Source organism: Parasutterella muris, assembly GCF_009767915.1.
In the GTDB taxonomy this organism is placed as follows: Bacteria; Pseudomonadota; Gammaproteobacteria; order Burkholderiales; family Burkholderiaceae_F; genus Parasutterella; species Parasutterella muris.
In genome coordinates this window covers 47,240-68,400 of sequence record NZ_WSRP01000013.1, presented here as the reverse complement: position 1 = coordinate 68,400, position 21,161 = coordinate 47,240, and the positions used below count along the sequence as shown (strand labels likewise).

Here is a 21,161-nt window from a genome sequence, read left to right as displayed (position 1 = left end):
GCTTCCTCTGCTTTGGCATTGAACTCCTGATGTTTACAGCAAACTACATGAATGGGAGAAAAATCGATATCTTTCCCGCCCGTGATTGTCAGTTGATAATCACGGATTTGATAGCCGTTGCGGCCGAGTTCAATGGCAATTGTCGCAAGCGTCCACATAAGAAAGCCGTTCAAAGAAAAGATCACGGCAATGGAAGGAAGACTTCCTTTGCCAAGCAGCGAAATAGCGATCGGCACCCCGAGCTGAATGTTGTTGGAGAAAACGCCTGCCATTCCAAAAAGCGTCTGGCCGTCTCGGCTCAGGTGCAGGAAGTTTTTCCAATAAAAAAGCCAATCGCAAAAACAATAAAACAGGAACCGAAGAAAGCTACGCCGATAAGCCAGTTCGACGAAGGCAGATTCGGAAGATCGCTCATCAGGCGAAACAGCAGAATCGGGATCGTGACGGTAAAGGAAAACTTTGACAGAGCATTGCCGATATCAACAGAGACAAATTTAAAGCGGGCGAAGAGGTAGCCCAAACCAATGATGCAAAAGAGCAGGAGCGCCACTAAAAAGTTTTGTAAAAACATCTTTCCTCCATACTCCGAACGGGGATCGGCAGCTCGGAAGTCATCGGATTCGAAGAAGATGAGGCGGTTTTTCCGACCTTTTTTAGTTATGACAATCTGAATATTATTGGAGCTCCCGCAATTATTTTGGGAGCTCCATTCTGAGATAAATCAATCAAAACACAGAACTACATTGCAAGGTAGGCCTGGCGCAGCATGTACATGCACAGCACGCAGAGCAGGCATGCAAAGATCTTTTTGAGCGGTTTTGTATCAATTGAATGAGCCACTTTTGCTCCGAGCGGCGCAAACAATACGCTGGTGACCGCGACAGAGAAAAGCGCCGGGATACAGATGTAGCCGAGCGTAATCGGCCAGCCCGGGAGATTCTCCACGTTCCAGCCGCTGACGATATAGCCCATGGTTCCGAAGAACGCGATCGGGAAGCCTAATGCCGCGCTTGTCGCCACAGCATTGTGCATTTTGACGTTGCACCAAACCATCCATGGAACGGAAATGAATCCGCCGCCCGCGCCGACTAAGGCAGAAAGCACACCGATGATGGTGCCCATGCCGAACTTACCGGCAGAGCCCGGAAGTTCTCGATCGGCCTTCGGAGGCTTGTTCATAAACATCTTGAATGCTGAGAAGCCGACGAATACGGAGAACAAAAGAGAAATCCAGAAGGTAGACAGGAAACCGGCAATTTGCGCACCGACCATTGCACCTACCAGAATGCCGGGTGCAACTGCCGCGACGACTTTCCAGAGAACCGCGCCTCTCTTATGGTGCGCTCTCACTGAAGAAAGAGAAGTAAAGGCGATCGTCGCCAATGATGTCGCGATCGCGACATGCACGATGTGCGTCTGAGGAATAACGCTGGTTGGGATGAGCATAATCAGGAACGGCGTGATAATAAGACCGCCGCCAATGCCAAGCAGTCCCGCCATAAAACCTGTAAAGCATCCGAGAAGAGCCATCAGGCCGATAGTTATTAAGTCCAATTCAGTCCTCTTGGTGGTTTGATAAGTATAAGAATTCGAAAAATATAGCGCTGAATCATGCAGCCAAACAAAATCGCACGAATGAAATCCGGGAACCTCAGTGCAATTACTGACTTAATTCAGCGCTAAACGCAGGGAATCTTCTTCCGACTTTAAGCTTCGTCAATGAGAATTTTTTGAATCGCGTTCCACTGTGCCTCGGTGACCGGTGTAATCGAAAGACGATTGCCTTTGCGAAGCACTGCCATATCAGCACACTCCGGTATTGCGCGAAGGTCAGCAAGCGTAACAAGTTTTACCTTCTTCAGCACCTGAACATCGACCTGAACCCAGCGCGGCTTCTCCGGTGTCGCCTTCGGGTCGTAATACTCGTCATGATCGTCAAACTGCGTCGGATCGGGATAAGGTTTTGAAGCAATGCGCCCGATGCCGACGATCCCAGGCTCCTTGCACGAAGAGTGGTAGAACAGTACCGGATCATCAATCTTGCACTTGTCACGCATAAAGTTTCTTGCCTGGTAGTTGCGTACGCCGAACCAGCCGACTTTTGAGCCTTCCATGGCGAGTACATCGTCGACGGAAACTTCCGAGGGTTCCGATTTCATCAGCCAAGCATACGTATCAAAACCTGCCATAATTACCTTCCTAACTATTTGAAGCGCCTGTTATAACACAGCGGAAAAATCTGTTGTGTACGCACTGCGGGCCAACATTTTTGAAAGGAACAACCGGATGACCGATTCATCAATCCTTACCGCGGATCCCAAAAATACCGCGAAGAAATTAGAGACCTTCCGCTCAATCCGCCCGCTGGTGCACTGCATTACCAATGAGGTTGTTCAGGAGATTACCGCAAACGTTCTGCTTGCCGCAGGTGCGTCGCCCGCTATGGTCGTCGGCGAAGGAGAAACCGAACAGTTCGCTTCGATCGCGAATGCGGTTTCCGTCAATGTCGGAACACCGTACGAAAACCGTGTCGCCATTATGAAAAAAGCCGCGCGTGCCGCTTCAGAAGCAGGCAGACCCTGGGTTCTTGACCCGGTCGCGGCGGGCGGCATGCCGTGGCGGGACAAAATCATCTTTGAACTTCTGGAACTCGGACCCGCCGCAGTGCGCGGCAACGCCTCCGAAATCCGTTTTCTTGCGGGCGTCGGCACCGGAGGAAAAGGCGTCGATTCGCTGGACTCTTCCGAGCAGGCTGTTGAGGCGGCTAAAACCCTTGCTAAAAAATATAAAACTCTGGTTGTCGTCACCGGAGAAACCGATTACGCCACCGACGGCGAACGCGTATTGGCAGCCCGAGGCGGAAATCCGATGATCACACTGGTTGTGGGAACCGGCTGCTCGCTCTCCTCCCTGCTCGCCGGATTTATCGGCGCTAACGGCGCAAGTGTCGAGACCTGCATCGCCTGCTGCGATTACGTCAACCGAGCGGGCGAATTAGCCGCCGCCCGAGCCAAGGGACCCGGTTCATTCCACTGCGAATATCTGGACGCGCTTTGGCTTCTGCAGCCGGGGGACTTTTAAATGAAGAAAAAATTTGATCTGTCACTCTATCTGGTACTCGACGCCAATCTCTGCATGACACCCGACGGCATGGTGGAAACGACACGCAAAGCGATTGACGGCGGCTGCACCATCGTGCAGCTGAGAGCGCCCGAGTGGAAAAAGAAAAAAGTACTGGAAGCCGCCCGTAAATTAAAAGCGCTTCTGGAGCCCGAAGGCATTCCGCTCATCATTAACGATCATATCGACGTCGCGCTGCTTTCCAAGGCTGACGGACTGCATGTCGGACAGGACGATATCAGTCCGACAGATGCGAGAGCACTCCTTGGCAATAAAGCCGTCATCGGCCTTTCGATCGGAAGCGGAGAAGAAATGCGGGAAGCCGACCCTGAGGCCGATTACTTCGGCATCGGCCCGGTATACGCGACTCAAACCAAGAAAGACGCAGGCGCAGCAGTCGGGATTGAGGGGCTGAAAGAACTTTGCGCCATGACAGAAAAGCCGTGCGTTGCGATCGGCGGCATCAATCGCTCAAACGCGTTTAAATGCGTTGAAGCGGGCGCTGACGGCGTTGCCGTCGTTTCCGCGATCTGCGGCGCAGATGACCCGGAAGCGGCCGCCGCCGCAATTCTGCAGGAAGCGGACTTAGCCAAAAGAAGTTAACGGCTTCCTTTGGCGGCTCTGCGGTTCAGCCACGTCTGCAGACCAAAGGCTGCCAGAAGAATGACCAGCCAAGCGCCCATGAACATAAACGTCATGCGCATGCTGCTTTTTCTGGCGGCGGTCTGAACAAAGAGACCGTAGGCCGAACGAGCTTCTTCTAAAGTCGGCGAACAGATCAGAGGATTCTTCTGCGGATCGAACACCTCAGCGCGAATCGCCTGTGGTGTTTTTGCGTCACCCGTAATTTGGTATTTCGCGCAATAGTCTTTCAGCGTCTTGGTCTCAGTCGTCTGAATGTATTTCCAGTTGGCTTCCGCAAGCGCCTCTCCCTTTGAGTACGCGGTCATCGTGTCCCAGATGCACCAGGTGCCGCAAACCAGAAAAGATACTAAAAACCAAAGCTGCCAGCGAATTTTCATGTTTGTTCCGTTCGTGTCTGAAAGTTTTTCAGGCACGCAGAAAATATTTCAAAACTTTTCCAAGTGCCTTATTAGGGCAATGATCATACCTGTCCGATGATACGGTCGACTATGATGGCCTCACTATCGGTGTATGAAAGGAAATACCATTATGAAGAAAAATATCGCCGCTGTCGCAGCCCTCATCGCTGCCGCATCCCTTCTTTCTGCCGCACACGCGCAAACCCCTGAAACATCTGCTCCGGCTGCGTCTCAGGCAAGCGAAGCCGCACACAGCGCCGGCCAAACTGTCTCCGGCTGGTTTGACAAACTCTCCGACTCCGTCAAAAAAATCGGAGAAAAGAGCTCGGAATACGCTGATGAAGCTCAGAACTACACCACACAGCTGAAAGATCAGTGGCCCTCTATTAAAGAGAAGTTCAGTCAGGGCTGGCAGGAAAGCATGCAGAAAGGCAGCGAAGGCAAAGAAGCTATCCAGAAATGGATGAACGATACGTTCTCCAAAGAACGCATGGACAAAGCGGAAAGCTGGCTTGCCGACTTCAAGAACGGCGTCGAAGACAAAGTGGTTGATCCGCTCGTGCCTTATATCCTGACCATCCGTTATCCGAACCCGATGGACGAATGGAATCAGGGCTACAAGCGTCTCTTCCCGGTTCAGGTCCAGGGCTTTGAGCAGCCTGTGGAACTGACGCTCCCGCTTTCTTGGAACCTGTCTCAGGATCTTTCTCTCGGACAGAATGAATTCATGAGCTTCAGAAGCGAATCGGGCAGCGGCAAGTATGTCGTCGCGCTCATTACAACCCCGACCGGATCAACGGTCGACAGCCTGGTCGCAGGACTTCAGAAAAACAGAGCTGACGCCGTGACAGAAAAACTTCCCGACACTCAGATTGTGCGCGTCACCTATCCGGCGGTAAATGACAAAGACAACGCCGTGTATTACTACGCGATTCCGATGGACGGAAAGGCGATGCTGCTCTGCGGAGAGGTTCTGAGATCGGACGGACAGAGCACGCAGCAGCTCAATGAAGCGCTTGCAGCTCAAAGCGACTTCTTTAACGCCGTTGCGAAAAACGTATTTGTTAAACCCGCCAATTAAACAAAATTTTCCTGCAAAACAGCCCGACTCGTTCGGGCTGTTTCATTTTGCAAGGTAAAATTTCGATATTACTTTTGTCAGGAGCTGCGACATGGCCGGTCTCAATTCGCTTAACGTCTCACGCCCTCCGCTCAATCAGCGAGCTTCGGTGTTCATGCTCTGTTATGACCTTAAAAATTTCTCCCGCGTGGCAGAAGTTCTGCACATCTCTCAGCCGGCAGTCTCCAAGTCGATTAAAGCTTTTGAGGAGCAGGTCGGCGTCAAGCTCTTTACCCGAACGAAGCCGCTTCAGCCGACGCCGGAAGCCGCGCTTCTTTATAACAAGCTGAGAGACATTACGAGTGATTTAAATGAATTCTTTGAGGAGCTCAGAATCCGCAGAGAAAACCTGCCCTCGCTTCGGCTCGGCATGCTTGAGAGTCTTTCGGTTACGCTCGGCGTCAGTCTTGCAAGGGAATTAAGAAAGGACCACGGCGATATCGCGATCACTTCCGGCAGCGCGAACGTTCTGATTCCGAGGCTTCAGAACCGCACCGCGGATTTGATTCTGACCAATAACCTCTACACCAACACCAAAGCGATCAGCCGCAAAAGAATTTTTGAAGAACCGACGCTTCTGATTTTTCCGAAAGGCTATCTCTCCAAACACAGAGTCCGGATTCAGGATTGGAAAGATCTGAAGCATCTGCCGCTGCCTTATATCGGCTATTGGAACGAGTGCGGCGCGGGTCAGGTCAATGAAATGTTTTTGCGAAGCAGAGGTATTTCTCTCATTCCGGATATCGCGGTCGACTGCAATATGCTGCTCACAACAATGGTTGCCGACGGTCTCGGCTGGGGCATGGCGCGTCCGACCGTCATTATGGAAAATCAGAATTTCAGTGACAGCCTGGATATCATTGCGTCTCCGGAACCAATTTTTTTCAGAGCGGTATATCTGATGTGGATCAGCAAGGAGTTTGATGCGGAAGCCTCTCGCCTTGCCAAACTCATCAAGAACCAAGTCGCAGCGGTACTCGCGCCAAAAATTAATGAAGTGCTTCCGGGCGTTACGCTCAATATTAATGTTGAGCATCAGGGCCTATAACAAACAAATTTTCATATTTAATCTAACCAAAAGTTTTGTTTTACTTAAATAAACTGAACTCAGTTTGAAGGGAATAGCAAGGTTTATTCGCTTACTGTTCCGATTTTTGACAACCGGGTGATTCACCTCGACCACTCAATACGGACGGCTCTAAGCCGTATTGAACCCTCCTTTGTCAGCGGCCGACTTCTTTCTCCTTTGAAGTCGGCACCTTTTTTTTCTTGTTCGGACGGTCATTTTCTATGCCCGAGGACTAAAACACGCGGCCGCTCGAATTAAAATGGTGCTGGTTAATTTCTTTGCTTCAAATCCATACAAACGCCCGCTCTTCAGCTGGAAACGGCGGGTCACAGGAGAAAAAATGGCTGAAATTGTCAAGACTTCCATTAAGTCACTTCCTCTCGTCTACCGCGGCAAAGTTCGCGACAGCTATGCTGTCGGCGACGATAAACTTCTGATTATCGCTTCCGATCGTATTTCCGCCTTTGACGTTATTCTCGGCGATCCGATCCCGAAAAAAGGCAAAATTCTTACTGCGCTGACTGACTTCTGGTTCAAGCAGCTTGACGGTATCGTTCCGAATCATCTCACCGGCATCAAGCCTGAAGACGTCGTCGAAGCCGACGAAGTCGATCAGGTTAAAGGACGCGCCGTTGTCGCCAAACGTCTGAAACCGATTTTGGTTGAATGCGTTGCCCGCGGCTATCTTTCCGGAAGCGGCTGGAAAGAATATCAGCAGACAGGTTCCGTCTGCGGCGTAAAACTTCCCGCCGGCCTGAAGCAGAGCGAAAAACTTCCCGAACCGATCTTCACACCGGCCGGTAAAGCCGAAGCCGGTCAGCACGACGAGAACATCTCTTACGAAAAAGTCGTTGAGCTCTACGGCGAAAAGATCGCTTCTCAGATTCGCGACTACACACTCGCGCTCTACAAGAAAGCGGCTGACTATGCGGCCACAAAAGGCATCATCATCGCCGACACCAAGTTTGAATTCGGTCTGGACGAAGACGGCACGGTTGTGCTGATGGACGAAATCCTCACACCGGACTCTTCCCGCTTCTGGCCTGCCGACGAATACAAGGTCGGTCAGTCCGAACCGAGCTTTGACAAGCAGTTCATCCGCGACTGGCTGGAAACACAGCCCTGGAATAAGAAAGCGCCCGCGCCTGAAATTCCCGCCGATGTTCTGAAGAAGACCAGCGAAAAATACGAAGAGGCGCTGATTCGTCTCGCCGGCCACGGTGTTGAAGACTAAGTCTTCTGCCCCACTCATGAAACGCGCCGCAAGGCGCGTTTCGATTACTGACTAATTAGGAATTAACGATGACAGAAACAAAACCCGCAGTCGCTATCCTCATGGGCTCCAACTCCGATTGGGATGTCATGAAAAACGCCGCCGACATGCTGACGCAGTTCGGCGTTCCGTTTACCGCGAAAGTGGTTTCCGCGCACCGTATGCCGGATGAGATGTTTGAATTTGCAGAAAACGCCCGCAAGAACGGCTTTAAAGTGATTATCGCGGGCGCAGGCGGCGCAGCCCACCTTCCGGGCATGCTTGCCGCTAAAACCACGCTGCCGGTATGCGGTGTGCCGGTTCCGAGCCGCTACCTCAAAGGTCAGGATTCGCTTTATTCAATCGTCCAGATGCCCAAGGGCGTGCCGGTCGCGACCTTTGCCATCGGTGAAGCCGGTGCCGCAAACGCTGCGCTTTACGCCGTTCAGATTCTCTCCGTCACGGACGAAGCGCTTGCGGACAAATTAGCGGACTTCCGCCGCGCGCAGAATCAAAAAGCCCGCGACATGGTTCTTCCTCTTTAATTGACCCGAATATGACAGACAAACCTATTCTTCCGGGCAGCTGGCTCGGTCTTCTCGGCGGCGGTCAGCTCGGCCGCATGTTTGCTCAGGCAGCGGCGACGATGGGCTACCGCGTATGCGTGCTTGAGCCGGATCCGAACGCGCCCGCGGCCGTGGTCGCAGAAAAGCACATCTGCGCACCCTACACCGACGAGAAAGCGCTCGAAGAACTCGCTTCGCTCTGCCCGGCTGTGACAACGGAATTTGAAAACGTGCCTGCTCAGGCGCTTGAATTTCTGGCGTCCAAAGGCGTAAGAACTAGTCCCTGCGCAAACGCTGTACGCGTCACGCAGGATCGTTTTGATGAGAAGAGCTTTATCCGCTCCGCGCTCTGCCCGGTAGCGCCGCACCTTCTGATTCTCTCCGATCATGACTGCGAAGAGGTTACACCGGATTATTTCCCTGCGATTTTAAAAACCGCGCGTCTTGGCTATGACGGGAAAGGTCAGATCACTGTAAACGACAAGCGTGAGCTTCTCAGCGCGTTTGAAAAACTCGGGCGCGTCCGCTGTGTTTTAGAAAAGCGACTGCCGCTTTTTAAAGAAGTGTCCGTTATCGCCGCGCGCAACCGCAAAGGTGAGGTGAGCGTTTATCCCGTCTGCGAGAATTACCATCGTAACGGAATCCTTGCCGTGTCGATTATGCCTGCGCGCGTAGATGAAGAGAGCGCAAAGAACGCCAGAGCGATTGCGGAAAGAATCATCAATAAGCTTGATTACGTCGGCGTTCTCTGCACCGAACTCTTTGTGCTTGCCAACGGTCAGCTTGTCGCCAATGAGCTTGCACCGCGTCCGCACAATTCCGGTCACGCCACCATTGACGCCTGCGTCTGCAGCCAGTATGAGCAGCAGGTGCGCGCGATGGCCGATCTGCCGCTCGGATCTTCCGAGCAGATCAGCAAATCCGTCATGCTGAATCTTTTAGGAGATTTGTGGTTTGATGAGAACGAAGAGATTCGTGAACCGCACTGGGAAAGCGTATTAGACATTCCGGGGCTCAAACTGCATTTATACGGCAAGAAGCAGCCGAGACACGGTCGTAAAATGGGCCACATTACATGTATCGCTTCAAGCGAAGAGGAAGCCATGTTTAAAGCCCAAATGGCGGCTCGCCTTCTCGGATTGGAGCTTCCGGAATAATCGATAAGCATGAAAAAAGAGCTTGAAAAAGCAGTTGAAGTGTTAAAGGCAGGCGGTCTCGTCGCAATCCCGACGGAGACCGTCTACGGTTTAGCGGCGGATGCGGAGAACGAAGCGGCGGTTAAAAGCATATACGCCGCTAAAAATCGTCCTGCGACGCACCCGCTGATCGTTCATGTCTGCGGCGCGGACGCGATCCCCTACTGGACAAAGGATGTTCCGAGCGACGTTAAAAAGCTTACGGACGCCTTTTGGCCCGGTCCGCTCACGATTGTGCTCAAGAAAAGCGAGAGAGCCAAGGACTTCGTCACGGGCGGCCAGGACACCGTCGCGCTGCGCTGCCCGTCGCATCCGCTCACGCACGAGCTGCTTTGCCTTTTTGATGAAGGCAAAGGAAAAGGCGTGGCCGCTCCAAGCGCCAACACGTTTGGAAAGATCAGTCCGACCACCGCTCAGCACGTTCGTGACGATCTCGGCGTCAAGCCCGAGGGCAAAACCGACTACATACTGGACGGCGGCGAATGCACCGTTGGTATTGAATCCACCATTCTGGATATGAGCGGCACAGAGCCCCGCATCCTGCGCGAGGGCGAAATCACCGCCGAGATGATTTCCAAGGTCCTGGACAAACCGGTTATGCACGGCGCAATCGGCGCTTCTCCGCGCGTCTCCGGTTCTCTGAAGAGCCACTATGCGCCGGAACACGCGCTGAAGATTGTCTGCGCTGAAGATTTAGCGGGAGAAACGCAGTTTGCCGCGCGTCACTTCGAGACCTTTGCGCTGATCGCGCCGAAAGCGATTGCCGATCGCTTTGCCAAAGTCTGCGTACGCGCCAAGGGCTACACAGATGCGAAAGACCTTCAGGTCCACCTCTACAGCTGGATGCACGAACTGGACAAGTGCGGTGCGGATATGATTTTTGTGGTGGAACCCGAGTACAGCGAGACATCGGCCGGTGTTCTCGATCGTCTGAGCAGAGCGGCCGCGGATAAAAAACACTGAGCGAAAATCATGACTGAACAAACCGCTTCTGACCTTGTCAGACTTTCCAAGCGAATGAGCGAATTGGGTCTATCCTCCCGCAGAGAAGCAGACGAATGGATCGCCAAAGGCTGGGTCAAAGTTGACGGCCAAGTCGTCAGCGAACTCGGCTCAAAGGTACGCCCTGATCAGAAAATCGAAATCGATAGAAGAGCGAAGGAGCAGCAAAGCGAGCGCGTGACGATTATTTTGAATAAACCGCTCGGCTATGTTTCCGGGCAGGCCGAAGACGGGCATGAACCGGCCAAGGTGTTAATTCAGCCGAGAAACCGCTGGGCGGATGACAAAACCAAGCAGCGCTTCAACCCTGGACAGTTAAAGAGTCTCGTACCCGCGGGAAGACTGGACATTAACTCCACGGGTCTGCTGGTGCTGACGCAGGACGGTCGAGTCGCCAAGCAGCTCATCGGTGAAAACAGCACCATCGAAAAAGAATACATTGTGCGTGTCGCGCAGACGAACGGAGCCCCTAACTCTGAGTTTCCGCAGGAAAAGCTTGCACTTTTAAACTTCGGCCTTGAATTAGACGGCAAGCCCCTTCAGAAAGCGGACGTCTCGTGGCTGAACGACGATCAGCTGAAATTCGTGCTGCGTGAAGGCAGAAACCGACAGATCAGACGCATGTGCGATTTAGTCGGTCTCAAAGTGCTCGCGCTGAAACGCGTCCGCGTAGGCGGCGTCACACTTGGCAAACTGCCTGTCGGAAAGTGGCGTTATCTTTCGGACTTTGAAAGTTTTGAAGCAAAATCCGGGCTGCACCGTCGTCCGACAGGAAGCGCGCACCCAAGAAATAAAAACAACAGTTATCACCGCAAACCCAACCGAAGCGACAGAAACCGATGAATTTTTTCACTAGGCACGTCAGGCCCGAATGGGCGCTTGTCATGGTGACAGCGCTCTGGGGCGCATCCTTTATCCTTCTTTCCATCAGCCTTAAAGGACTTTCTCCGGCGCTTCTCGTAGCGCTTCGCTTTATCGGCGGCGCGCTTGTGATGGCGCTTATTCTGCGCTCAAGGCTTTTGAACCTTCGCAAGGAGGATTGGATCGCGGGTTTCAGCGCCGGATCCTGCATCTTCTTGGGCTATTTTCTGCAGACTGTAGGGCTGCAGACCATCTCGAGTTCGATTTCCGCCTTCCTGACCGCGCTTTACGTGCCTTTTGTTCCGCTCTTTCAGCTGATACTTTTCCGCAAGCGCCCGGGACTTATTGTTTCCTGCGGCATTCTGACCGCGTTCCTCGGCATGATTCTCATCATGGATCCGAGCCGAATTTCCTTTAGCGGGAACTTTGGAGAATGGATCACAATCGCAAGCGCCTGCTTCTGCGCGCTTGAGATATTGGTGCTGAGTCATTTTGCCAACAAGTGCGATCCGATGCTGTTCTGCTTTACGCAGCTTTCCACGGTTGCAATGTGGAGCACGCTTTACTGCCTTACGTTTGAGGATATTCGTTTTGCGCCGACCGGCGCCACGTTTATCTGTCTGGCGATTCTGATCGGCATGATCGCGTTTAACCAGTTCGCGATGAGCTGGGCGCAAAAGAGCGTGTCGGCAACAAGGGCTGTACTGATTTACACGCTGGAGCCGGTTTTTGCAGGCCTAATCGGCTGGCTCGTCGGAGAGCACATGGGCTGGAACACGCTTGCAGGCGGCGCACTGGTCGTACTCAGCATTTTGGTCAGTTCATGGCTTCCGGGCTATCTTAAAAGCCGCAAGCGTCTTAATCCGAGCGAGGCCTCATGAACAAAGCGCCTGTCGGAGTTTTTGATTCGGGACTTGGCGGTCTTTCCGTGATGAAAGCGATTCGCTCGCTGATGCCCAATGAAGACCTGCTCTATTTCGCAGACTGCGTCTATGCGCCCTATGGAGATCGATCCTCGCAGTACATTATCGAGCGCTCGGAAAGCATTACACGGGAGCTTCTGCTGCGCGGCGTGAAAGCGCTTGTCGTTGCGTGCAACACTGCGACCGCAACTGCGGTCAATGATCTGAGAGCAAAATTCTCGCTTCCGATTATCGGTATTGAACCAGCGGTTAAGCCCGCAGCCGCCGCCTCCAAAACCCGAGCGATCGGCGTCCTTGCCACCACACGAACGCTGACGAGCGAGCGTTATCGAGATTTAGTGAAGCGTTACGCTCAGGACTCGATTAAAGTTGTTTCCGTGCCGTGTCCCGGTCTTATGGAGTGCGTTGAAGCCGGAGCTTGGGAGAGCCCGCATACGCTTTCGCTGATTCATAAGTATCTGGATCCGATTCGCAAAGCAAATGCCGATCAGATTGTGCTCGGATGCACGCATTATCCGTTCCTCACTAAGCAGATCCAAACGCTTGCACCTGCCGGCATCACGATTATTGATCCGAGTCTTGCGGTGGCCAAAGAGCTTCGGCATCGGCTTTCGCTAATTGACGGGCTGAACGAAACAGATCATGAAGGCTCGGAACGCTTTCTTATCAGCGGAGAAGCCGAAAACCACCGCAGTGTTGTTGAGCTCTTGTGGAATCGTCCGGTACAGCTTGAGAGCATTAGAGACTGAACCGAACCGGCGTTCTGTTCATTGACATCTACAGGGAAGTTGTCTGTTTTTTAGCTGACTCGAGCGAATAGTTCCAGCGGAAACCTCTGCGGCTTGCTTCGCATTCCGATTGCACAACCGCAAATTGAAGTTACTCGTATTACCGAATTGCTCTTTAGCGTATTCCCGCTAATATGCGCTTATGAAGATTTATGTGCGTCTTATTCTCATGATATCTGTCCCTCTATTTGCAGGGCTGGCTCATGCGTCTAACAACACTATTACGATTGGAACCGTTCAAACTCTCGATACGTCGTTCTACATTCATACTTTTGGCCCGACGCTGTTAAATCTTCGCTCTAAGCATCCGGATCTGATATTTAAGACCCGAGAATTCAAAGATTATGACTCAATGGTTCTAGCAGCTGAAAACAACGAACTTGATTTTTTCATGACATCTGCCGGAATGGCTGCATACTTGGAGAGAATCGAAAAGGCGCGCGCAATAGCGACCCGAACACACCCCAGGGCTACGATTCCCAGAGAATCCGTAGGAGCCGCTTTCATCAGCCGTTCTGATAGAAATGACATCCGCACTTTGGCTGATTTGAAAGGCAAAAAAATAGCGGCTTACTCGGATGAAGGTTTTGACTGGTATCTAGCGCTCAATGAACTCGTAAGGCTCTACTCAGACATAAAAGAAATTGAAAAACACACTGTCTTCACCAATCACGAGTTCCCTGATGTAATTGCACGAGTCGCAAATGGAGACGTTGATATCGGGATCCTTAGTGCCTGCGAGGTGGAAGACCTTCTTAAAAATGAAAGTTTTTCTTCCAAAGATTTCAAAGTCATTGGGCCGAGAAAATCGGCATCTTTAAAGTGTCTGCACAGCACTGATCTCTATCCGGGCATTGTTGTCGGCGCGTTTGCTCACACCGATCCTAATAAAGCAAAGCTTCTAGCCTCTTCACTTCTGAGCATGCCGCCCAGCCGCGACGCCTACAGCTGGGGCATTGCTAATAATTATCAAGACATTGAAAGCCTATTTCGCAAGCTAAAAATAAAACCGTTTTACAACCCGACGCTTGAATCGGTGTGGGACGAATACAAGAACTTTGTGTATGCTGCAATCGTTTTGATCATTCTGTTCATTATTCACTACCTCAGAACAGAACAGCTTGTTCGCATTCGAACAGAACAGCTTCGAACTGAGATCCAAAAGAAAGTTCAGCTTCAGAAAGAAGCTTCTGCAGTCCGGGACAAGCTTAACCGAGCCGAGCGCTCAGGCATCATCTCTCAGCTCTCCTCTATCGTTGCGCATGAAGTGAATCAGCCCTTGGAAGCAATCATCAATTACTCCGCCTGCCTCAGCAAGTACGTTGAAAACAATTACCGGGAGGATAAAACAGCTTCGGAAATTTCAAACCGAGTGGCTGGCTCTGCGGCCCGCGTCGCTGCGATCATTGATCACGTCAGAAGCTACGCAAAAAAGAAAGAAAGCGAAAAAATTGTCCTGTCCCTCACTCAGACGCTAAAAACTACAATTAATGAGTTTCAGCATGCGGATTACGGTACGGACATCAAGTTTGAGCCAGATCTGGGCAATAAGGAAATCCTTGTCGAGGCTGAGCCGCTTGAACTTAAACTGCTCTTTTCAAACCTTTTCAGAAATGCGAAGGAAGCTATGGAGTCAGAGGAAGAAAAGGTCATCTCAGTCATGCTCCGGCAGACTCCCGATGGAAAGGCGGAAATCCGAATTTCCGATCGGGGACGCGGCCTGCAGGAAAGCGACCTACCAAAATTAACTTCGCCTCTCTTTACAAGAAAGCCTCAAGGCACCGGTCTTGGGCTGTCCATTTGCCGCCAAATCGCAGAATCTCACGGCGGTCATTTGGAATTTGAAAAGACTGCGGAAAACGGACTAATTGTCAAAGTCTTCCTACCAACGGTTAAAGGAAATATAAATGCTTGACCCGATCATACGCATTGTGGACGATGAAAAAGAAGTACGGGATTCTCGAAGTTTTCTTCTCAGACTGAACGGCTGGAATACCGTTTGCTATGAGGATGGTCTGGAATTTTTAGAGCATGACGATTTTGAACGTCCGGGGTGCGTCATACTGGATTTGCGCATGCCGAAACTAACCGGCCTTGAAGTGATGTTGGAACTTAAGCGCAAAGGCGCAGCCCTTCCGATTGTCTTCGTAACAGGACACGCCGATGTCGATTCCGCGGTACTCGCATTCAAAGAAGGAGCCTTTGACTTTCTGAAGAAACCGATTAAACCTGAAATACTGCTTGAGACCGTAAAAAAACTTTCAGACTACTGCGTCAGAGATTGGGAGGAGAAAGCATCTAAGCAGCACTGCAGTGACTTGATTGAAGGATTGACAGCTCGGGAAATGTCTGTCGCGCATCTTGTTATTTCCGGACTCAGCAATAAAGAAATCGCCGCGGAGCTTGATCTTGCCGAGCAGTCCGTCAAAATTTATCGAAGTAATTTATGCCACAAACTGAACGTAAAAAACGCGCTTGAGCTGAAGGCTCTATTTGACGCTGCGGGCGTCCTTGATAATGATAAGTACGACCCGAACTTCTTCACTAAGACACTCATTTTGAAATAAACATGCGTCGCCGGCAAACTCTCTTTTTTCCTGCCCTTCTTTTTGCTCAGTCCTGCTTAGGCACTTGGGCTAAAGCGTCATTTCGCGCTCCTGACGTTATCGTCATTGGAGCCGGTGCAGCCGGCCTTGCCGCAGCCTGTACCGCTGCTGAAAACGGAGCAAAAGTTCTTGTATTAGAGAAGAACAAGGAGATCGGAGGCAACACATGGATCGGAGGCGGCTACTTCAACTTCGTCAGTCCAGAAGACCAAACAGACAGCCCACAGAATTTCTATCTTGATATTATCGAGGAAGGCGGGTCTTCTGCTGATCCGGCACTTGCTAAAGTTCTCGCTTTTGAATCGTACGAAGTCATGCTTTGGCTGAAGAGCCTTGGGATGAACTTCGTCAAAAGTTCTGTTGCCAGTTTCGGAAACAGCAGGCCTCGCTCGGCACGACCGTCAGGATATGAGGGCGACGGATACATTCGAACACTGAGCTTGTACGCTCGGCAGCTCGGTGTCGAAATTATCACTGCCGCGGATGTTATCAAGCTCATTACTCGCAAAGGCTCAATCTGCGGTGTTCAGGCACTCATTGAAGGAAAACTCACTGAAATTTCGGCATCAAAATCAGTCATCCTTGCTTCAGGCGGTTTTGCCTCCAATGAGAAAATGATCCGTCAATACGCTTCTGAATTTGCTGATCTGCCGTCCATAAGCCTCAAAAGCGCAGACGGAAAGATGATTGAAGCGGCACAGGACATCGGCGCCGCCGTGACGCTCATGGACAAAGTTTTCTGCATGGTCGGGACCCGGCGAGGCGGTCAATTCAGAGGACGCCTGCACGGCGACAATGCCCGCTACATTCTTGTCGATCACCGAGGCAAACGCTTCATCAGAGAAGATGCCGGAATGACTGAAATACAAGACAAGATCCTCTCCCTTCCTGAAAAAGAAGCGTTTCTAATTACAGATGATGACAACTTTAGGAGCTACAGCCCTACTATTCAGAGAGACAGTATTCGGGCCGTCGAGACCGGTGATATCGTCTGCTCGCTGACCCTTGAAAACCTAGCCAAACAGCTTAATATCTCTGCCCACGAATTAAAAAAGACGATTGATGAATACAACGGCTTCGTCAGACAAAAGTATGATCCTCTTGGCAAAGCAAAAGGACAACTCCTGCACGAACTTCGCACGGCTCCTTACTGGGCCGCATTCGCAGTCATGAACGTTTGCTATACGGTAGGCGGTCTTCGCATCAATAACCGTGCACAGGTGCTCGGCAAGCAAGGCGAGCCTATCCGCGGACTTTATGCAGCCGGAGAAATCACCGGAGGCGTTCACGGCCAATCCAGACTCAGCGGAAACGGATTGACGGATGCACTCGTCTTCGGCCGAAAAGCAGGGAAAACCGCATCCTCACCATAAACTTTTGTATATAGTTTACGTCCCGAGTTTTGAGAATAATCGTTCTGTCAGCACTCAATTCTTGGAGGAAAAATGAAAAGACTGCTTACTCCCGCAGCCGCGGCATTACTGTTCATATTCGGATTTATTGCTTCAGCTGCAGACGGAACATTTGAAGGAGAGGCTCAGGGCCACAACGATGCAATTCACGTCGCTGTCACTGTTGAAAAGGGTCATATCAAGGACGTCAAAATCCTTAAAAACTTTGAATCTCCCGGCGTTTCCGATCTTCCTAAAGCTTTTATTCCTAAAGCCATCGTTGATCATCAGACACTGAAAGTTGACCGCGTATCCGGCGCAACTTTCACATCTATGGGTATTCTAAGTGCTGTTTCCGACGCACTTAAGAAAGCCGGTCTTGATCCTGCACAATTCCGCAAAGGCGAGGCAGTTAAATACGCCGTATCAGTTCCTGCTAAATCTGAAGCTGACGTTGTCATCGTTGGCGGCGGCGGGGCCGGTATGTCTGCAGCTGTTGCCGCAGCGCGCAAAGGAGCCAATGTCATTGTTCTTGAGAAAATGCCGTTCCTCGGTGGTAATACCATTCTCGCCGGAGGTGCTCTGAACGCTGCCGATGAAGCGCTTGAAAGCAAGCAGAAGATGTCTGAAGGACAGATGAAACTCGTAGAGGATGTCCTAAAAGATAAGCCTAGAAGCGAACTTCACAAACAACTTCAGACCAAAATATCCGCTGACTACAACGCTTGGATTAAAGCTCACCCGGGGGTTCTTTTTGACAGTCCCGAATTCCATGCTCTTCAGACTTGGAAAGACGGTGATTATGAAGCCGATCTTGATCTGATCTATGAAATGACGAAACACGCCCCCGAAACGGTTGTTCGTCTTTCGAAAATGGGCCTTGAGTGGCACCCGTATACCAGCCAGTACGTCGGCGCTCTCTGGCCTAGAAGCCATGACGCTGCGAACTATCACAGCGGCTTAGGCTATCTCAATACCTACCGAGATACGATAGATAAAGAAAAACTCCCCGTTAAGGTCTACTACATGACTCGTGCTAACGAGCTGATCAAAGATAACGGTCGAGTCGTCGGTGTTAAGGCTAAAGATGGTCAAGGCAAAAACGTCGAGGTCCTTGCTAAGAAAGGTGTTGTTTTAGCAACAGGCGGTTTCGGAGCGAATATCGAAATGCGCATGAAATACGACCAGCTTTGGGACGGCAAGCTTGACAAGCGCATCGGTACAACTAACAGCCGCGCGATTACCGGTGACGGCATTCCGATGGCAGAGAAAGCCGGTGCCAAGTTAGTCGGCATGGGTTATATCCAGCTGCTTCCGGTTACTGATCCAACCACCGGTCAGACGATCGCAACCTGTGAAGGTACAGCACTTTACGTTAACAACGAAGGCAAACGATTTGTCAACGAAATGGAACGTCGAGACGTCCTTTCGAAAGCTGCGATTCAGCAGCCCGGCGGGACATTCTGGAGAATGTGCACGGTTAAAAACGCTCGGGTGAAAGACGGCCTTACTGTTCACGGACTGTCCGTAGACAGCCTCATCAAAGCCGGCAAACTGGTCAGAGGTGAAACTGTCGAAGAGCTCGCGAAGAAGACAAACATCGATCCTAAGGTCCTGAAAAAGACCTTTGATGAATTCAACAGCTTCTGCCGCGGCGAAAGAAAAGATACGGAATTCAATCGTCCGTCGTGCTCTCCGACGATTCCGATGTATGAAGGTCCGTACTATGCGGAACCCCGCAAACCGTCCGTACACCACACCATGGGAGGCGTCGCGATTAACACGAACGCTCAAGTTCTGGATGCAAACGGGAAACCGATTCCAGGCCTTTACGCCGCAGGTGAAGTCACCGGAGGTCTGCACGGCAAGAACCGCATCGGCGGAAATGCTATCGCTGACGCTCTGACATTTGGCAACATCGCAGGTATCTCTGCCAGCCAGAATAAATAAAGCTGATTTTTAGCAGCTCATCGGGGAAAGCCGCTATTTGGCGGCCTTCCTCTTGCACACTGACGGCATTTCCTTGACGAGAGAAACAAAGCTAAAGCACTGCGGTTCAGCTGCTATTACTCACTGCCCGTCTTTTACCTCAATCATCTCCGTCAGGATCAAAGCGGCAGAATTTAACTCCTTATTTTTTAAACTTGCGAGAAGCTTCTCGCAGAGATCCGCCCGTTTTTCAAAAAATTCCTTCGGCTTCTCTTTGATCAGATGCTTGGTTGATTTGAAATAGGTCCGCACAACACCGGCAAACACTTTCATCACCCGATTGCCGCAGCTGTGCAGCATGAGCAGATGAAATTCCATGAGAAGCGCGTCGGCCTTCAGCGGATCTTCTGCATAAAGCCGTATATCCTGTACGAGCTCTCTCATCGGAGCCTGAATCGCAGGAGTAAGCCGCTGAATCACAAAAGGAATGACCGAAAGCTCATTCATCATCCGAGCATCGTTAAATTCCGAATGGCTTTCGACCCCATTTTCTAAGCAGTTTCGATTAAATCTTCCTGTTTTAAGAACTCAATAAAAGCGTCAACTATTTGCATTTCTCTTCTCTCAATATCTTTATATTTGAAATCCTTGTTGCTGGCCACCTGTTCCCGTAACTCCCATATCTTTGTTCCAGATTTTTCGTCTGTGTATTTACGGCGTTTATCTTCGAATTGATAGTCTGATGCACTGATATTAATTTTTCTTTCAAGCAGTGACTTATTTCCTAGTGACTCGAGCATATCTGCCTTTTTCAACGGCTGAACTTTATGACGATTTCTGGCGTAGATATGTTCAAGTTGAAAGTTATCTGTTAATTCAAGTAATTTCTGATCTTGAAAATTGAAGGCATACCACGTCAAAATTGTCCTCGTAATTGCACGAGAGTTACTAAACTTAGTCATCTTGAACGTTTCTCGTAAATCTTTTTCCTTAAATTTGAAGTTCTCAAAAGTAACGTCTTTCTTACTTTTTTCATCAGCCAATTCATTCATCGCAGGATAGAGAGGAGTTCTCAGAGCATTTCCTCCTGGAATCGTTAATGCATAGGAAAATATGAGCGCTGTAATTCTTCTAAGGAATGCTAAGAATTCCTCATTATTCAATTTACCCTCTTTATCGCATCTAGTAAGAAAATAGACGCTACAGATGTATGTCCACATACCGTTAGGAGCATAGTTAAGGACAAAAAGTCGTTTTAACACTTCCTCTGAAAATGCCTCAGGATCTTGATCGGCAACCTGCTTCCAGAAGTTAGCCAGTTTTTCAAGATTTTGAAGCGTTACTTCATCCTTTAAAAGCTTGTAGTTACCAGCACTAAAAAAATCCCTCAAAGCTTTTGTAGTGTTGGTTCTAATACCTTGTCGCGCCCACTCGAAATACATATAACGAGTGAAAAGCTCATCCATTGGTGATCCACGGCCAGAAGCAAAAATTTCCGATACACGCTCTTCTAATTGTTTCCAGCGCTCCACAAATTCGTCTTTTCTTCCCTTTTCATTGAAAAATTTGTAGAACTGGGATTTAAAAATATCAGCATCGGAAAGCGGCAACCCTCGATCGTTTAAAGTCGAGAAAATTCTTAATGCGGACAACTGTGAATCTGCCTCAATGAGAAGCAGAGTTACGTTGTTCATAATTCTTATAGGCAGATAAAAGTTATCTGACAAATACTTGCCAACAAACCTATCAATTTTCTGCAAGAAGAAATTATAGTTTTTGGCGTAGTTGCTTTCCCACTTCTCTCCGGCTTCTCCTTCCGTGATTATTTGCTCGAATTCACCGCTGTGCTCTTTAGACACAACGTTTGACATAATTTTTGGATTTCCTTTAAGCGGTTTCCCTTCTTCACTTACCTTCCATAAGCACTTATTAAGCTGGCGACAAACCTCTTCGCATCTTTCATCTTTTGACTGTGAATATCTTTGATGAAACGCCCTCAATAAAAGCAGAATTGTAGTTAACCTCTGTTGACCATCAATTACTTCAAACTTACCCTCCTCGTTTTTGAACGTAACAATAGAACCCAAAAAATATCGTTCTTTATCATAATCAAAATCACCCCACTCGCCCGGTTTAGCAAACTCCAAAAAATCATCCCATAATTGTTGGCACTCATCCTCTCCCCAAGCATATGGCCTCTGATAATCTGGAATTAAGAAACCCTGTTTACATTCTGACAAAGCTCCAAAAATATTTTTTGACTCAATGTTAAGATCTTTCATCTCATCACCTCTT

General features: G+C 50.2%; 21 protein-coding genes and 1 pseudogene. 15 read left to right on the top strand and 7 right to left on the bottom strand.

What is annotated here, in order from left to right:
* The 4 genes and pseudogenes from E5987_RS12925 to E5987_RS05495 form a co-directional block, all read right to left on the bottom strand.
* Positions 1-272: pseudogene (locus E5987_RS12925) on the bottom strand (hypothetical protein); the annotation flags it as partial.
* 26 nt (positions 273-298) lie between these two features.
* Positions 299-571 carry an AEC family transporter gene (locus E5987_RS05505; protein WP_160335097.1) on the bottom strand — a complete coding sequence of 91 codons (273 nt, stop codon included), beginning with the start codon at positions 569-571 and terminating at the stop codon, positions 299-301.
* 167 nt (positions 572-738) lie between these two features.
* Entirely contained in the window at positions 739-1,530 is a 792-nt protein-coding gene (locus E5987_RS05500) for a sulfite exporter TauE/SafE family protein (protein WP_202074555.1), read from the bottom strand.
* A 176-nt stretch (positions 1,531-1,706) separates the two neighbouring features.
* Positions 1,707-2,189 carry an EVE domain-containing protein gene (locus E5987_RS05495; RefSeq protein ID WP_160335095.1) on the bottom strand — a complete coding sequence of 161 codons (483 nt, stop codon included), beginning with the start codon at positions 2,187-2,189 and terminating at the stop codon, positions 1,707-1,709.
* A gap of 97 nt (positions 2,190-2,286) precedes the next feature.
* On the opposite strand from E5987_RS05495, the gene thiM reads away from it, so the two are divergent.
* Together thiM and thiE are read left to right on the top strand one after the other, a co-directional pair.
* Positions 2,287-3,081 (top strand): hydroxyethylthiazole kinase, encoded by a 795-nt coding sequence (gene thiM, locus E5987_RS05490; RefSeq protein WP_160335094.1) that lies wholly within the window; start codon positions 2,287-2,289, stop codon positions 3,079-3,081.
* The gene (thiE, locus tag E5987_RS05485) at positions 3,082-3,723 is read left to right on the top strand and encodes a thiamine phosphate synthase (protein WP_160335093.1); all 642 of its coding nucleotides are present in this window, start codon (positions 3,082-3,084) and stop codon (positions 3,721-3,723) included.
* Here the strand turns inward: thiE and E5987_RS05480 are convergent.
* Positions 3,720-4,142 (bottom strand): hypothetical protein, encoded by a 423-nt coding sequence (locus E5987_RS05480; protein WP_160335092.1) that lies wholly within the window; start codon positions 4,140-4,142, stop codon positions 3,720-3,722. The two genes, thiE and E5987_RS05480, sit on opposite strands and share 4 nt — an antisense overlap.
* A gap of 151 nt (positions 4,143-4,293) precedes the next feature.
* Between E5987_RS05480 and E5987_RS05475 the strand changes: the two genes are divergently transcribed.
* The 13 genes from E5987_RS05475 (at position 4,294) to E5987_RS05415 (ending at position 18,887) form a co-directional block, all read left to right on the top strand.
* Complete coding sequence (locus E5987_RS05475) at positions 4,294-5,244, top strand: hypothetical protein (protein WP_160335091.1); 951 nt, start codon at positions 4,294-4,296, stop codon at positions 5,242-5,244.
* 91 nt (positions 5,245-5,335) lie between these two features.
* Complete coding sequence (locus E5987_RS05470; protein WP_160335090.1) at positions 5,336-6,331, top strand: LysR family transcriptional regulator; 996 nt, start codon at positions 5,336-5,338, stop codon at positions 6,329-6,331.
* Between the two features lie 361 nt (positions 6,332-6,692).
* Positions 6,693-7,586, top strand: coding sequence for a phosphoribosylaminoimidazolesuccinocarboxamide synthase (locus tag E5987_RS05465; protein WP_160335089.1), 894 nt, complete (start codon positions 6,693-6,695; stop codon positions 7,584-7,586).
* Between the two features lie 68 nt (positions 7,587-7,654).
* Positions 7,655-8,149, top strand: a complete 495-nt coding sequence (gene purE / locus E5987_RS05460; RefSeq protein WP_160335088.1) for a 5-(carboxyamino)imidazole ribonucleotide mutase — start codon at positions 7,655-7,657, stop codon at positions 8,147-8,149.
* Between the two features lie 11 nt (positions 8,150-8,160).
* Entirely contained in the window at positions 8,161-9,327 is a 1,167-nt protein-coding gene (locus E5987_RS05455; RefSeq protein ID WP_160335087.1) for a 5-(carboxyamino)imidazole ribonucleotide synthase, read from the top strand.
* Positions 9,328-9,336: 9 nt separating this feature from the next.
* Positions 9,337-10,329 (top strand): L-threonylcarbamoyladenylate synthase, encoded by a 993-nt coding sequence (locus E5987_RS05450; RefSeq protein ID WP_160335086.1) that lies wholly within the window; start codon positions 9,337-9,339, stop codon positions 10,327-10,329.
* A gap of 9 nt (positions 10,330-10,338) precedes the next feature.
* On the top strand, positions 10,339-11,211 hold the full coding sequence (locus E5987_RS05445; RefSeq protein WP_160335085.1) for a pseudouridine synthase: 873 nt from the start codon (positions 10,339-10,341) through the stop codon (positions 11,209-11,211).
* Positions 11,208-12,110 carry a DMT family transporter gene (locus tag E5987_RS05440; protein WP_160335084.1) on the top strand — a complete coding sequence of 301 codons (903 nt, stop codon included), beginning with the start codon at positions 11,208-11,210 and terminating at the stop codon, positions 12,108-12,110. The genes E5987_RS05445 and E5987_RS05440 overlap by 4 nt, the downstream gene beginning before the upstream one ends.
* The gene (murI, locus tag E5987_RS05435) at positions 12,107-12,901 is read left to right on the top strand and encodes a glutamate racemase (protein WP_160335083.1); all 795 of its coding nucleotides are present in this window, start codon (positions 12,107-12,109) and stop codon (positions 12,899-12,901) included. Before E5987_RS05440 ends, murI begins: the two co-directional genes overlap by 4 nt.
* A 193-nt stretch (positions 12,902-13,094) precedes the next feature.
* On the top strand, positions 13,095-14,855 hold the full coding sequence (locus tag E5987_RS05430; RefSeq protein WP_160335082.1) for a sensor histidine kinase: 1,761 nt from the start codon (positions 13,095-13,097) through the stop codon (positions 14,853-14,855).
* Entirely contained in the window at positions 14,848-15,507 is a 660-nt protein-coding gene (locus tag E5987_RS05425; protein ID WP_160335081.1) for a response regulator transcription factor, read from the top strand. Before E5987_RS05430 ends, E5987_RS05425 begins: the two co-directional genes overlap by 8 nt.
* A 2-nt stretch (positions 15,508-15,509) precedes the next feature.
* Positions 15,510-16,919 (top strand): FAD-dependent oxidoreductase, encoded by a 1,410-nt coding sequence (locus E5987_RS05420; RefSeq protein WP_160335080.1) that lies wholly within the window; start codon positions 15,510-15,512, stop codon positions 16,917-16,919.
* Positions 16,920-16,991: 72 nt separating this feature from the next.
* Positions 16,992-18,887 (top strand): flavocytochrome c, encoded by a 1,896-nt coding sequence (locus E5987_RS05415; protein WP_160335079.1) that lies wholly within the window; start codon positions 16,992-16,994, stop codon positions 18,885-18,887.
* A 120-nt stretch (positions 18,888-19,007) separates the two neighbouring features.
* On the opposite strand, the gene E5987_RS05410 is transcribed toward E5987_RS05415, so the two are convergent.
* Together E5987_RS05410 and E5987_RS05405 are read right to left on the bottom strand one after the other, a co-directional pair.
* The gene (locus E5987_RS05410; protein WP_160335078.1) at positions 19,008-19,376 is read right to left on the bottom strand and encodes an FCD domain-containing protein; all 369 of its coding nucleotides are present in this window, start codon (positions 19,374-19,376) and stop codon (positions 19,008-19,010) included.
* A 41-nt stretch (positions 19,377-19,417) separates the two neighbouring features.
* On the bottom strand, positions 19,418-21,148 hold the full coding sequence (locus tag E5987_RS05405) for a DUF262 domain-containing protein (protein ID WP_160335077.1): 1,731 nt from the start codon (positions 21,146-21,148) through the stop codon (positions 19,418-19,420).
* Positions 21,149-21,161: the final 13 nt, after the last annotated feature.